General features: G+C 57.0%; 14 protein-coding genes. 12 read left to right on the forward strand and 2 right to left on the reverse strand.

All coding sequences use genetic code 11. The annotated features are described in order from the left end of the window. Nucleotides 1-153: 153 nt before the first annotated feature. Nucleotides 154-489 (reverse strand): hypothetical protein, encoded by a 336-nt coding sequence (locus WCO56_24870; protein MEI7732828.1) that lies wholly within the window; start codon nt 487-489, stop codon nt 154-156. Between the two features lie 462 nt (nt 490-951). Continuing rightward, nucleotides 952-1794, reverse strand: a complete 843-nt coding sequence (locus tag WCO56_24875) for a hypothetical protein (protein MEI7732829.1) — start codon at nt 1792-1794, stop codon at nt 952-954. Between the two features lie 775 nt (nt 1795-2569). On the opposite strand from WCO56_24875, the gene WCO56_24880 reads away from it, so the two are divergent. From WCO56_24880 to WCO56_24935, 12 genes are all read left to right on the forward strand, one after another. Continuing rightward, a complete protein-coding gene (locus WCO56_24880; GenBank protein MEI7732830.1) occupies nt 2570-3442 on the forward strand; it encodes a hypothetical protein in 873 nt (290 codons plus the stop codon). A 133-nt stretch (nt 3443-3575) separates the two neighbouring features. Beyond that, the gene (locus tag WCO56_24885; GenBank protein MEI7732831.1) at nt 3576-3860 is read left to right on the forward strand and encodes a hypothetical protein; all 285 of its coding nucleotides are present in this window, start codon (nt 3576-3578) and stop codon (nt 3858-3860) included. A gap of 1 nt (nt 3861) precedes the next feature. Further along, nucleotides 3862-4092, forward strand: coding sequence for a hypothetical protein (locus tag WCO56_24890; GenBank protein ID MEI7732832.1), 231 nt, complete (start codon nt 3862-3864; stop codon nt 4090-4092). Between the two features lie 23 nt (nt 4093-4115). Then, nucleotides 4116-4613: a hypothetical protein gene (locus WCO56_24895; protein MEI7732833.1), complete on the forward strand. Its 498-nt coding sequence runs from the start codon at nt 4116-4118 to the stop codon at nt 4611-4613. A 146-nt stretch (nt 4614-4759) separates the two neighbouring features. Then, nucleotides 4760-5533, forward strand: a complete 774-nt coding sequence (locus WCO56_24900) for a hypothetical protein (GenBank protein MEI7732834.1) — start codon at nt 4760-4762, stop codon at nt 5531-5533. Between the two features lie 239 nt (nt 5534-5772). Next, a complete protein-coding gene (locus WCO56_24905; GenBank protein ID MEI7732835.1) occupies nt 5773-6678 on the forward strand; it encodes a PD-(D/E)XK nuclease family protein in 906 nt (301 codons plus the stop codon). Nucleotides 6679-7247: 569 nt separating this feature from the next. Further along, nucleotides 7248-8561 carry an AAA family ATPase gene (locus tag WCO56_24910; GenBank protein MEI7732836.1) on the forward strand — a complete coding sequence of 438 codons (1314 nt, stop codon included), beginning with the start codon at nt 7248-7250 and terminating at the stop codon, nt 8559-8561. Between the two features lie 14 nt (nt 8562-8575). Continuing rightward, entirely contained in the window at nt 8576-8944 is a 369-nt protein-coding gene (locus WCO56_24915; GenBank protein ID MEI7732837.1) for a hypothetical protein, read from the forward strand. After that, complete coding sequence (locus tag WCO56_24920) at nt 8922-10907, forward strand: DUF5906 domain-containing protein (GenBank protein ID MEI7732838.1); 1986 nt, start codon at nt 8922-8924, stop codon at nt 10905-10907. The genes WCO56_24915 and WCO56_24920 overlap by 23 nt, the downstream gene beginning before the upstream one ends. Beyond that, nucleotides 10904-11653 carry a hypothetical protein gene (locus tag WCO56_24925; GenBank protein ID MEI7732839.1) on the forward strand — a complete coding sequence of 250 codons (750 nt, stop codon included), beginning with the start codon at nt 10904-10906 and terminating at the stop codon, nt 11651-11653. The genes WCO56_24920 and WCO56_24925 overlap by 4 nt, the downstream gene beginning before the upstream one ends. Further along, complete coding sequence (locus WCO56_24930; GenBank protein MEI7732840.1) at nt 11643-12200, forward strand: hypothetical protein; 558 nt, start codon at nt 11643-11645, stop codon at nt 12198-12200. The genes WCO56_24925 and WCO56_24930 overlap by 11 nt, the downstream gene beginning before the upstream one ends. Before the next feature lie 27 nt (nt 12201-12227). After that, nucleotides 12228-13631, forward strand: a complete 1404-nt coding sequence (locus WCO56_24935; GenBank protein ID MEI7732841.1) for a hypothetical protein — start codon at nt 12228-12230, stop codon at nt 13629-13631. Nucleotides 13632-14596: the final 965 nt, after the last annotated feature.

Genomic DNA, 14596 nt, shown 5'->3' on the forward strand with positions numbered 1-14596 from the left:
TACCTCAAACTCCAAATCGCCGCTTGAACAAAGTTACTCTCCGGTCACACACCCTGTCGGGCGTGAATGGGAATTCATGCTGGGGGATGGGTAAAAGATATTTGGTGCGGCGCATGGTTAGTTGATTGTTGAAGGTTGATGGTTGAGAGTCATTCAGGCGGGCATGGCATCGGATACGAGTTCAAGGCGGCGGTCGTGGCTGATGGCTTGGGCCAAGGATTCGGCTTTGGCAAAGGAGAACACCCGGTAAACACGGCCCACGGGTTCGGCTTCGGTATCGCCAACATACACGTGCCACACGGGGATTTCTTCACCTTCACGGTCCTGCTCGGGTTCGGGACCATCAAAGAAGACACCGCGCCACGCGGGTGCAGTGCCAGTGGTAGCAGTAGCAGCAGAAGAAGTATTAGAGAGCGACTGTTTGGGATGGCTCTGGAGCCCTGCACTCAGGTTAGGCTTGCCACTTGGGTTTTGGAGTTTGGTTTTCATGGTCTTTTTTTTAGCTGCCGTTTGGTCTGGTCTATCGCCCTGCACCGAAACAGCCCGCGCGCCGGGGCGGCCGGTGGGAGTGATCTTCAGAGGGCACCACCTGCGTTGGCCCCCCGGCGAGTAAGCGGGCCGGAAAGGGCGATAAACCAGACCTTCCCAGCAGCTAAAAGGACCTGAAAACCAACCGGGATCTCCAAAACCCGTCTGGCAAGCCAGCGAAGCAGGGATAGAGGGGGCAGCAAACAGTGATCGGTAAACTGTGATCGGTAATTAAGTCCGGAGGGGAATAGGGGATTTTGCAGAAAAATGGGGGCTGGACATGGCAGCGGGGATAAGTCACCAGTGAACAGTAATCAGTTATCAGTTATCAGAAAAAAGGGAATGGGGACTGGGCAAATGGGGGAATGAAAAAGCCCGCAAACCGTGAAGGTTTGCGGGCGAAATTTTGAGGAAATAAATGGGCTACTGCTCGGCTAGTGGTTTGGTTAGAATGTTTACCGCGACAGAATTTAGGTCGTCCGCAAAGGTATCAATGGTCGCGGGGCGGGGTGGAATTTCTTTCTTATACACCACCTCGGCCATGACAAAGCCGGGATTGAGAAGCCATTCAGGGTGATTTTTACGGACATACCGATTCCAAATCAAAGTGGTGTAACCATCCATGCCAAAGCTGGCGACAAAACGGCACGGGACAGCGTGAGTGTTTTCAAATGCGGGGAGGTTATCCACATTGACCAGGAATGCGACCGTGGAAAAAACGCCTTTTTCGGGTTTCGTTAATGCAGTCACATGTTTTTGAATAAAAGCCTGCCCATTAGGATGGCTTCGAGCCGAATTCACGAAAAACTCGAGGAATCCCCATTTGTCCGGGTCATGAGCAAGGAGGTCGAGCGCCTCTGGTTTCAACTGAATATGCCTGCGGGAACACCGCTTAAAATACCTGAACAACTGATTGAAGATCAATTTTTCGAGTTCGTTTTGGGAGTCACAAATGATTTTGTGAGTCGGATTGTCGGATTCCCGATCCGACAAAGGTGGCCGGGTGGGAAGGACCAGCATGTCCTGGGCGCTGAACTTCGGGAACTCACCCAGGGTGCGCTCGTCATCAGGGTAAAAATGAATGGTGGTGCCAAAATCATAACTTGAAGAAGGCAAAGAAGCGGTGAGTTCTGAAAACGCGATGCCGTCCCGGCCCTGGAAAAATTTAGGCTCATCATCAGGACCGGCATTGGAGTACGTAATACGATAGTAACAGCCTTTTTGAGGCTGTTTCGCAGAGGCAATTGGTGTACGTTTTGGCTTCATTCGGAGGCAGTTTAAAAGATCATGGAAAAGAGCGCCACAAAAAAAGCTGCCCGCCGAAAAACATGAGTTTCGGCGGCAAAATAAGTTTTCAAACAAAATAATATTCTGAAATAAAAAATAATTTTCGGCATAAAATAAATTTTGTTTATAAATTGTAACTGGTTGTTACATTCGTGAAAATAGTTATTTACAAACTTGTTTCTTTTGGGTTAAATCTCATGAAGCAACAAAAGCTCACCGAAAAATTCGGGTGAGTTGTTGTGTTGCAAAACGAAGAAGATACATATGAGTGTGTGTTTATCATATAGTCTTTGTAACCTGTGTAGGCCGGGCGTGCAATCCCGCCACCCACAGATCAGTTCTAAACTCCGGTTGCCGCGCTTGCGGCCGAGCCGGGCCTTCGCTGCCAAGAGGAAGGGCAGCAAGGCCTTACCTTTAGCTATCCTCCAACTTATATAATAGCGTCATGACAAGCAAACAAGCCAGTCACTTTAAGTCCGTCGGTTCAAAAAAAACACCCCAATGCATTGCCGGGAAATCGGCAATTGGGCAGCACTGGGTGTGGATAATGACGTGTACCGGCCAGGGGACCGCCAGGTCTCCGTCTGGATAACGCTCATTCGGGTATAGTAGCGAGGGGATTGCGTAGATAGCGCAGGGAAATGGTTTCGGCGGTGCCACGGCACCGCGCGGGTGGGCTGTTGCGTTCGCGATACGCAGTCAGGGGCGAGCTATGCACCGGTAAGGCCATAGATACCGGCGCAACTGGGATGTAGTGACTGGCCTGTTTGGACCAACCAAGAGCCAAATGGGCGGGAGCTTCCATCATGACGGGGATACCAATCCCGTGGAAGTACCGGATGTGAAATCCGGAAGTCAGGCTATTACCGTATCGGTCTCCGAAGACATAGTCCTTGCTCAACTTTTCCTGGAAAACCTCCACAAGTACATGCAAGCAGCACCGTTACTGGCCTTCAATGAAACGCGTAAGCACTTGAATAACAATGGAAAAGCGCATTTGATCGGCAAACTTAAAACCATCACTGATAAATACACAAAAAATATGAACCACCAACCCAACCCGGCTAATAACGCCACGAAAAATGAAGTTAGATTTTTATACCGAAACATGGGAAGCCATTATGATGTCATTTTCAACGAGGGCCCACGGTTTACGATTACCAACATCATCGGAGCCAGATATATTGACTACCTGCTCCACCACCCGAACGAAATCATAGAGGCGCTTGAACTGGAACATCAATTCAGCGCAGACAAAGAGCAAACCCGGACCAAAGACAGCATTCAAACCGCTATGGATAAAACCGCCATCAATGATACCAAGAACGAAATAAAAATCCACGAGGCCGAATTAGCCGTGGCCAAGGAGGGAGAAAACATGGCAAAGGTACGCCGGCTGAAAGGAGAAATTGAGGCCCTGAAAAAGGCGCTTAAGAGTAAAGCCGGGATCAGCGGCGACAGCGGGGAACGTGCCCGCAACAATGTGAGCAAAGCAATTAACCGTGTGCTAAAGCAACTCCGGAAGGGAAACCCATACCAAAAAGTATTTGCTCAACACTTGGGACAGTACATCAGCCTGGGGTATGAAATCAGGTACAGCCAGGGACCAAACGACGTTTGGGAATAATTTTTAAATTTGGGACGCCATAAGTCCCAATTGGGACGCCTCAGTTCCCGCCACTCATGCGAAGGCGTGAGTGGCGGTTCTTTTTTTTGGAGCCACGCAGCGCTCAACGAAAACTGAAAAAACAGGAACTATTATGACTACGAATGAACTGATCGTAAAGCTGCTGGAAGCGACCCCGGATGAACAGGCGGCCATTGCCGTTTACCTGACGCGGGAATCAAACGTTGAAAAGCCGGAGAAATCAGCCCTGGTGGGCGCCGTCATGGACCAGGCGAAGAAAGCCTTGGGGGTTCCGGCACCGACCGTGTGGCGGATGATCCAGGACGGGCGGTTGAAACAGGTGGAAATTCTGCCGGGGTCGTACCTGGTGGTACGGGAGGTGCCCGTGACAACCAGAACGTCTGCGGAGGGGAAATAGCATGGGCACGCCCAACTTATCGGATGAGGAATACCTGACCAAAAAGGAGTTGAGCTATCGGCTCAAGATCGGGGAACGCACCCTCGACCGGTGGATGCGCGAGGGCCAGGTGAAGCGGCATAAGTTCAACTCGAAGCTGATCCGTTTCCGCTGGAGCGAGGTCGTGAAGCATCTGGAAAGCATGGAGGCGAAAAGTCAGAGGCCGCGCGCGGCAGGCAACCCATCACACTAAACCCAAGAAATACGAATACGATTATGAACAATGAAACTACACGCTTGGCGATTGATCCGGGAATGTCGGGCGGCATTGCCGTCCGCCAAATGGGAAAGGTGATCCAATACCCGATGCCGCCAACGCAGGGGGATTTGCTGGAGATCCTGCGCGAAATCAAAACGGCCGCCGACCGGGAGGGCATTGAGATGGTTTGCCTGCTGGAGGAGGTCAGCGGGTATGCCGGTAAAGCGCAGCCCGGATCGGCCATGTTCCGGTTCGGGGAGAATTACGGATTCCTCAAGGGGGTCATCCAGACCCTCAACATCAAGCTGGTGCTGGTGCGCCCGCAGGCGTGGCAAAAGGCGTTCAGCCTGGGGACCGCCTCCGCCTGCGCCAGCAAGACGGAATGGAAAAACAAGCTGAAGGCGGAAGCGCAACGGCGCTTTCCGCATCTGGGGGTGACGATGAAAACGGCGGATGCGCTGCTGATGCTGGAGTATGCGGAGAGGGAGCTGCCGTCAGTGAACAGTCAACAGTAATCAGGAAACAGTGATCAGTGAACAGTAATCGCGATAGCCAAAGGCAAATGACAGAGAGCTGAGAATTGAAAAGAATTTCCGCCAGTCCGCATGGGCTGGCGGGGAAAACAACAAAGAACAAATACAACAACAGAAAGGTTAGAATCATGAAGATTGCGTTTAACAGTGGGAACTTTGAAGCCTGCCCGGAATTCACCGGCAAGGCCGTGTGTGTGGATGCGACACCGCTGCGCAAGCAGCAGAGTCAATTCGGCGAGCGGGATGTGTTCAAGCTCGTGTTTGAGGTGGATGCGGAACGGGATGATGGCAGCCGGTTCTGCGTGTGGTCGCGTTACTTCACGCCCTCGCTGAATGAGAAGGCGAATTTGCGCAAGTTTGTGCGGGGCTGGTTCGGGCGGGACTTGACGAAAGCGGAATTGGAGGATTTCGACACGGAATCCCTGATCGGCAAACCCGCGCAACTGGTGGTGGTGCATGAGCACAAGGATGGCGAGACCTACGCCAACATCGTGGCCTGCACGCCGGATAAAAGCGGCGCGCCGCTGCAACCCACGGGGAAATTTGTGCGGGCCAAGGATCGGCAGGCAGGGCCTGCTGCCAATGGCGCTGGCGCGCACGGCCAGAACGACACCTCACCCCGGCCCTCTCCCCAGAGCGGAGAGGGAGTGGGCGGCGGATACCGCCGGGCGGAGCAGCCGGTGAGCAATGGTGAGACGGATCACGCGGCGGTGAAGATCCATGTGGGCAAGTGCAAGGGGTTGGAACTGCGGGACCTCGCACCGGACCAGGTCAAGGCGTTGATCGGGCATTGGCTGCCGACGGCGAAGGCGAATGCCAAGCCGACGGCGGATGATCGGCGGCTGATGGCCGCGCTGGAGTGGTGGGACTTGTCCCAAAACGAGGACAATATGCCGTTTTGAGCAAAGGCTGATGGACCTTAACAAAAACACTGACGCGAATGGACAAAATCCAAAGACCCCTCACCCGGCGCTGCGCGCCACCCTCTCCCCGCTCGCGGGGCGAGGGAGGGTTTCTTTGGAATCAGTACCCAGGGCGGCACTCGTGCCTCGTTTGCCCTGGGCTGGTATGCGCTTGCCCCTTTGGGGCGGCAATTTGAGCCTTCTTACGTCGGCTGCTACAAAACAAGAAAGGATGCATTATGATTTTAATTGAACGACAGGCGCCGAGTCATTGGTATTTGCGGGACGGGCGACCGTTCCACGAGATCGGGAAAAAGGACGGCTCGGGCAACCGGGCGGTCAACGTGGCCGATGCGCGCAAGGTGCTGGCGCTGCCCAGCGTGACGAATGTGCTGGGGGTACTCGCCAAGCCGGGGCTGGAAGCGTGGAAGATTGAACAGGGCATCCTGGCGGCGCTCACCCTGCCGCGCCGACCAGATGAATCGCTGGATGCGTTCGCGCATCGGGTGGTGATTGATATGGGCGAGCAGGTGGAAAAGGCGTCAAATTTTGGCACCGCCATCCACAACGCCTGCGAGGTGTACGCGGTGAACAAGGAAACCACCACGGATGAAAAGCTGCTGCCGTTCCTCACCGCGTGGCGCAAGTGGTTTGATGAAAACGTGGAGCGGATTGATTGCGTGGAACAGGTGTTTGTGAACCTGGAACACGGATACGCCGGACGGGTGGATATGCTGGCGAAGCTCAAAAATATCGGCTGGGCGGTGGTGGATTTCAAGACGCAAAAGATCAAGCGGAACGCCAAGGGCGAACCCAAGCCGATGTTTTATGAAGTCTGGCCGCTGCAGTTGGCGGCCTACCAAAAGGCGGTGGCCGCTTCCACGGCCAAGAACATCACGGCCCTGGTCAGCGTGGTCATCGACAGTATCGAGCCAGGCCCGGTGCATGTGCGGGTGTGGGATACGATGGAACTGAAAACCAGAAGTCTCATCCGGCAAGGCGGGGTGGTGGACTTCTACTTCCGGCAGTTTCTGGTGGCGGCGGAATCGTGGAAATACATAAAGGATTATGATCCCAATGGGGAAATTCAAAACCTGAGTACCGAAAAGGAAATTCCACAGTGCGAAAGACCGGCGCTGAATTGAGACCGGGGAATTTTTGCCCGCGAATCACGCGAATGGGGAAAAGACACCAATGACATTAATGACATCAAGGATCGTAGGACGTACACGGACAAGGATGAACAAAGGGAAAATGGGCGGTTCCGTGGATCGTGGCGCTCATTTTCCCCCAGCCGCCCTCTGGGAGAATACAAGGGTGCCTTGCCCTGCGCCTTTACCAGCCCTCACGGTTTACCGGCAGGCGTCCCCACATACACCAAAAAAAACGCCTGACACATGAGCAGACGGGATACCACCACGCATCCCGCATGTCTGTGTTCGAGGTGATGGTAAAAAAATGAATGGAAATGTCAAATGGAAGAGATGGGAAAAAAGAAAAAGGCGGGGCCGTGGATATCGGCGCGTGAATCCCCGACCGCCTGTTCGGGGAAAAGGAGGGGCTTATGCCCCGCGCCTTTACCAGCTCTCACGGCTTACCGGCAGGCGATGCCCTACGTTAAAACACCGCCTGACACAGGAGCAGACGGGAAACGGTGATTAACCCGCATGTCTGTGTTCGCGAGCAATGGTAGAAAATCGAATGGAAATGTCAAATGATGAAAAGTTTGTGGAGTAATTATGAAGCGACGGCGGAGACGGCGCTGTGCCCGGAAAACCGGTTTATGGCGGCGGCTCTGAGTGGACGGAATTGCCTGTTGACCGGCATGGCCGGCACCGGCAAGACCACGCTAATCAAATCGTTCATCGCCTCGGCACCGCAACGGGTGAGCATCACGGCCCCCACGGGGGTGGCGGCGTTGAATGCCGGGGGCATGACGCTGCATCGGTTCTGCGGCATGATGCTCGGCCCGCAAGCGGGCCAGAGCAATGAGGCCTATTTCGAGGTACTGCGCCGGGACAACCGGCGCAGCATCCTGGCGGGGTTCAACCGGGTGCGCCACTGCGAGACGCTCATCGTTGACGAAATTTCCATGCTGCCGGGTCGGCAATTCGACTTCGTCGAATTCCTGTTCCGCCGCCTGCGCGGGAATGATGCGCCGTTTGGCGGCGTGCAGGTGATCGCCGTGGGGGATTTTCTGCAACTGCCGCCGGTGCGCACGGATGAACGCGCGGCGTATGATTGGGCGTTCCTGACGCCTGCCTGGCAGGCGGCGGGGTTCAAGACCATCCTGCTGGAAACGGTGCGGCGGCAGGAGGAAGCAGCGTTTGTGTCTGCACTGGGGAAGTTCCGCCAGGGAAAGGTGTGGGGCGACACGGCCAAGTTGCTGCAAGCGCGGGTGCGCCACTTCCCGCCGTCGAATCTGACCCGGCTCTACACCCATAACGTGCAGGTGGATAAATGGAATGAATTTCAGCTTGGGGAGCTGCCTGGCGACATGGTGGTGCTGGTGGCGGAACAAACGGGGCCGGAACTGCAACGGACGTTCCTGATGAAAAATCTGCTGACGCCTGAAACGCTGCGGTTGAAACCGGGGGCCATGGTGATGTTCACGATCAACCGGAATGAGCCGGGCCGCATGACGCCCCTGTTTGTGAACGGACAGGTCGGCATGGTGATTGAATGCGGATTGCGGAATGCGGATTGCGGAAGTGTCAAAGTCCAATTGGCGAATGGGGAAATCCTCTCGGTCGAGCCGTTCACGTGGCGGTATGATGCGAATGATCCGGAATCGGCCACGTTCAAGCAATACCCGCTGCGGCTGGCGTGGGCGATGACCATCCATAAATCCCAGGGGCTGACGCTGGATGCGGCGTATTTGGACATCCGGGCGGCGCGGGAACCGGGGCAAGCCTACGTGGCGGTGTCCAGGGTGCGCAGTCTGGCGGGATTGAATTTTAAAGAATGGTTCAAGGGCGTGCATGTATCGCCCCAGGCCATTGAGTTCTACGAAAACACAAAAAACTGAAAGGAGAATTGAATATGAATGAACGAGCAAAAAAAACAGGTGTCGCCATGAGAAAGTATGACGTGAAATTTTATCAAATGGAATGGAGCGTGTTTGGGCAAGTAACGCTGATACGAGTTGGGGTAGGTGAGGATGGGATTATCTGGGTGGAACCCGACGGCCTGGGGGCGCGGCCGGAAGACATTGCTCCGAGGAAATTCAACGGGCCGGCGGCCCTGATTAATATCCAAGAGAACAGGATTTACATCAACGCCCGCGCCCTGGTGGAGTTGCAGGCCGTGCCGGAGAATCGCGAAGCCATGCGCGTCTGCATGAGCCGACTGGAAAAGCTTTTGAAAGAAAAACAACTGCTACCTAACCATGTCAACGTACAAAACAATTGAGGCGCTGCTGGGCGCGGATGCGTTCCTAGTGCCGTGTGAGTGGGGGACGAAAAAGCCGCTCGTGACGTATGTCGAGCGGCCTTTTGAGGGGACCAAGTCCGCCGCCTATCGCACTCTGTTCGACAACCCGGAAACGAATATCGCCGTTTACCTGGGCGCGGCCTCGGGCGGACTCTGCGCGATTGACTTTGACCGGGATGAAGACCTGGCGGCGTTCATGGCCGTGAACCCGAAAATGGAGTACACCACGCAATCGCGCGGGAGCCGGGGCGGGATGGTTTGGATCCGCATAAAGAAAAGGATGAAGGATGAAGGCAAAATGATGAATGCCGACACCTCACCCCAGCCCTCTCCCCAGAGCGGAGAGGGAGGGGATTACCCGGAGAGTTGCACGACGGCGCATTTTGAGTGGCGGGCGGACAAGCGGCTTTCGACGATTTATGGGCGGCATCCCAAAGGGATGGATTATCAACTGGTAGTGGACCAGCCGCCGCTGGCCATCGAGTTCAAGGAACTCGTTTGGCCGGACGGGTGGGAGCTACCGTGGGAACATGCGGAAGAGAAACGGCTGAAGGAATTGTACGGGGAGCCATTCTACACCACCGACAAAGGGGCCGTCACCGGCATCAATGAGGCGTATTGGGCGGGCCTGCACGCGGCGGAAAATGAGCTGCTGTTCGAGCCGGATGAAGAGTGCTTTTACGGGTATGCCCCGGCGACCGGTCTTTACCAGGTGGAATCGCAGGATTTGATCCGCAATAAGATTTCGTGCCGGATGCTGGAAGCCTCACGACAGGCGAACGTGTTCGACCTGGAGAAACGACGCACCGCGAAAACGCTCAACAGCGTGATTATGCACTTGCGCGGGATCGCCGAACGCCGCAAGGCGTTCGCGGAACCGCGCAAGGCCATCCACCTGGCCAACGGGGTGGTGGTCTTCAACGGCAGCGAAGCGGAGTTGCGGCCGTTCGCGCCGGAGTTCCGCTCGCGGAACCGCTCGCCAATCGCGTTCGACCCGGACGCGAAGTGCGAGCGGTTCCTGAATGAGCTGCTTGAGCCGGCGGTGCATCCGGAGGATGCGGAGCTGCTGCAGAAATTTGCGGGGATGCTGCTGCTCGGGAACAACCGCGCCCAGCGGTTGTTGATCCTGGATGGCGAGGCCGGGCGCGGCAAAACCCAGTTCGCCAATGTGATGCAGGGGTTGGTGGGCATGGCGAACGCGACCCAGCTCCGCACCAAACACCTGGCAGAACGGTTTGAACTGTATCGGTATATCAAGAAAACGCTGCTGGTGGGAGTGGATGTGGATGCCGATTTCCTGAGCACCAAGGGGGCCGCGGTGCTCAAAGGGCTGGTCGGCGGTGACTGGTTCGACGCCGAACAGAAGGGCGGCACCGGCAGTTACCAAATGCAGGGGGTGTTCAATTGCCTGATCACGTCGAACTCGCGGCTGCGCGTGCGGCTGCAAGGGGACGTGGGGGCATGGCGCCGACGGCTCTGCATCGTGCGCTATGAAGCGCCGCCACCAACCAAAAAGATCAATGACTTTGGGGCGTACCTGATCCGCACCGAAGGGAGCGGCATCCTGAATTGGGCGCTGCTCGGCGCGCAAAAGGTGCTGACCGAAATCCCCGACGATGGCGGGGATTTCCAGATGACGCCCCGCCAGCGGGACGTGGTGAACTCCCTGCTGGCCGAAAGCGAGAGCTTGCGGCATTTCCTCCAGGACCGCGTCACGGCGGACACGTACGGGGATATGACGGTGACGGAGCTGATTGAGGCGTACGCGGCCTACTGCCCGGAACGGCGGTGGGAACCGCTGCCGGTGACCGAGGTGCAGAATAAACTCGAGGGGCTGATGTTGGAGCTATTCGGGGTGATGAAATGCCACAGCATCGAGCGGAATGGCAAAAACCAGCGCGGCTTCAGCCGCGTGAAATTCAAGGAGGACGGCGCGGCATGAGCCTGATCCTGGCCAAGCTGAAAAAGGTGGTCACGTTGGAAGGCGGCTTGCAGCGCGCCCAGTGCCCGGCCTGTGCCGAAGCCGGACAGGATAAAACCGGGAACCACCTGCGGATTTATCCGGATGGGAAATTCGGATGCTGCGTGTACCCCGGCGACCGGGAACACCGCAAACGGATTTATGCCCTGACCGGCGACCGCAAGCCGCTCGGCATCCGGGTGAAAGTAGCGGCTCGAAAAGACGGCGCAGTGCAAACCGGCATCCTGGGGCGAATTAACCAGGCACTTGCCAGTTTGGCAGTCAGGGACGCTAGGGACGGGGTAACGAATATCCAAAACGAGGAATGCAAAATGAAGCATGGCAGCAAAACGGGCACTGGGGATCTTTTTGACAAATCAGGGACGCTAGGGACGCCTTTCTCTTATCCTTGCGTGTATATAGAAAAAAATCCTAAACACATATACACGTATAAGGATTTTTGCAAAGGCGTCCCTAGCGTCCCTGGCGGGAATGTGGAAATGGATTCGCAAAGGGGCGTCCCTAGCGTCCCTGAGGCAAAAGCAGGGAGGCTGCCTTACCTGACGCCGGATGGAACTTTGGTGATCCCGTTTGATTGTCCGGAGCGGTATCACTGGTGGAAAAGCGGGCAAAGTGTGGTTGAAACCATCGCCGAATTACTGGCGACTGGGAAATACAACGAAATCGACAGAGTAAAACTAAAGGAAAATTATGGGTATGGAATTTGAACAATTGCCGAAGGAAAGCGCTAAAGCGTTTGCGGCGTTCAGTTTGTATCTGAACATGGGGGCGCAACGGTCCACGCAAGCGGTGGCCAAACAATTAGCGAAGAGTGAGCAACTTATCCGGCGATGGTCGGCCAGGTATGGTTGGACGGCGAGGGTGCAGGCGCATGGGGCGCATTTGGCGATGGTGGAGCGGCAGGCCACGGAGGTCGCCGCGCGAAGCAAGGCGGCGGAGTGGCTGGCGCGGCAGGTGGAGCATCGGGAGGAGGAATGGCGGATCCGGAATGAGTTGGTGGAGGCGGGGCGCGAAGCGCTGCGCCGTTGGAAGGAGAACCCGCAGCGATGCGGGTCGCTGGAAGGGATCGCCCGGATGTTGGAACTGGCCAGCAAGCTGGGGCGGCTGGCCAGCGGGATGCCGACAGACCATACGGAGGTGACGGGCGAGATTACCGTGACGGTGGATGTGGAATGGGAAATGGCGCTGAAAAAAGTGTACGGCAAGGAGCCGCCTGCCAAGATCATTGACGTGGATGCCGCCAGTAAACAGTAAACAGTGAGCAGTAAAGGAGGAAAAACGATGAAAATGGATGAACGGGAAGAGTTTTTGGAGAGGGCCCTGCTGGCGGGGTGTACCGAGGAGCAGATGCGGAATTTCGTGGCGGCCAAGGTGTACTTGCAACCCCGGCAGTTGGCGGCGAGCGCGGCGGCCCGGGCGTGCGACCGGGCCAACGGGCCGACGGCGGTCGGCTATGGCGGCGCCCGTGGCGGCGGCAAGTCGCACTGGCTGCTGGCCCAGATGGGGGTGGACGACTGCCAGCGGGTGCCGGGGTTGAAATGTCTGCTGCTCCGCAAGGTTGGCAAGGCCAACGTGGAGCATTTCGAGGATCTGCGGCAGCGGATTTATTCCAAGCTCAAGCATGATTTCTCGGCGCACCGGGGCTTGCTGACCTTTGCGAATGGGTCCCGCATCATTGCGGGACACTTCCAGGCGGAGAAGGACATTGATGCGTACCTGGGGCTGGAATACGACGTGATCGGCATCGAGGAGGCGACCACGCTATCGCACCGGAAGCATCAGGACATCACAACCTGCTGCCGGTCGTCCAAGGTGCTGATTGACGGGAGCCACTGGCATCCCCGGATTTATTCCACCTCCAATCCCGGCGGGATTGGACATGGTTGGTATCGCAAAAAATTCATCGAGCCGTACCTGGCCGGAAGGGAGACGGATACGCGGTACGTGCCGGCCAAGGTGGATGACAACCAGTACAACAACCCGGAATATCGGAAGATATTGGAAGGGTTGTCTGGCTGGCAGAAAAAGGCCTGGCTGGATGGGGATTGGGATATTGCCGCTGGGCAGTTCTTCACCACCTTTCGCCGCGAGGCGCACGTCATCGAGGACTTCGATGATCGGCGCGCGGTGGAATGGTTTGCGGCGCTGGATTATGGGTTCACGCATTACACGGTCTGCCTGCTGGGATGCCGCGACGCGGACGGGAATGTGTTCATCGTAGATGAACATGCGGAGCGGCTTTGGCTGCCGCAGCGGCACGCGGCGGCGATCAAGGCGATGCTGGCACGCCACGGCGTGACCGTGGAGCGGTTGCGCCGGTTCGTGGCGGGGGCGGATGTGTTCAGCCGCCAGAGCGACGGCACGACCGTCGCAGCGCAGTATGCCCGCCAGGGCATCACGCTGCGCGTGGCGAACACGGACCGCGTCAATGGCTGGGCGGAAGTACTGCACCGACTGGGCGACATCGAGGCGGGGATCGCGCCGACGCTGTTTATTCATCGTCGGTGCGCCCGACTGGTGGAGACCATCCCGGCGCTACAGCATGATCCGAATCGCCCAGAGGATGTGCTGAAAGTGGATGCGGATGAGGATGGGAATGGCGGTGATGACGCCGCCGATGCGTTGCGGTATGCGGTGGCCAGCAAGTCGCGGGAGATCTGCGTCAGGAAATTGACAGGAGCCTAGAAATTGCGGAGTGCGGATTGCGGAATGGAGAATTTAATCGAACGCAGTGAGCTGACTTATTTTGACGCCACTTCGCCCCCGCCTAATTTCTCTAAACCAGCGCAGTGAGGGTTTGGCATGAGGGTGCTTGACCGCCTGGCGCGAGCACTGCGCCCGCCGCGGGGGGGTGTCTTCGGCGGGCTTAGCAGTGAGCGTGACAGGCGGGCACCGCAGTTGGGCACAAGGCGCAGTTATGTATCAATGTACCGGGCCGCCGGATGGTTTGGTGGGCGTGGCGGGAGGCGGCGGGGACCCAGCAACCGGGGGTCCTGCGCAGCGGGTGCCGGTGCTGGGGCGGCATTGAACATAACTGCTCTTGTGCCTGACAAGGGTAGCAGCCGGAATGCCAAGCCAGAACGGAGCGCGGTTGAAGCCGGCGGGGGCGTTCAACGTCAATGGGGCGCGGGGTCGCGATGCCAAGCCGTGTGGGCAATGCCCGGAACCGGCTTAAAAGGGCAACAGGGAAAGCCGGGGCCGGGGATTGCGCACAGGGCTGGCTGATATAGGGCGGCGAAGCAAGTTGTGCGGGCACACCAAAGCAGCATAGGCATTTGTCGGCAAGGGTGAAGGGGTGCCGTCAAATGACGCTGCGACGTGTGACCGCATATCTTGCGAGCCGGGCGGGAAATTCAAAAGGCATACGGGTTCGCGGGGGTCGTGACATTCTGCCTTGCACGCAATTCCCAGCATCGGCTTCATGGGGTAGCAGGGTAAGCCAGGGCTGGGTTTTGCGTGCAGGGCAGACAAATATTGGGGGCGGCAGTGATGATGTTCGCGCGCGAAATAGCGGATGTGCAGCTTACAGCCGCCGCGCGCGAACATGATCACGCCGCCGGGGTGCGTCCCGCCAGTCTCCCGTTGACTCGTAGCTGGAATGGAACGAAATGTAGCGTCGCGTGTAGCTTATGCGTCGCGAAATGGAGTGG

It is taken from the genome of Verrucomicrobiota bacterium, from assembly GCA_037139415.1.
GTDB lineage: Bacteria > Verrucomicrobiota > Verrucomicrobiia > Limisphaerales > Fontisphaeraceae > JBAXGN01.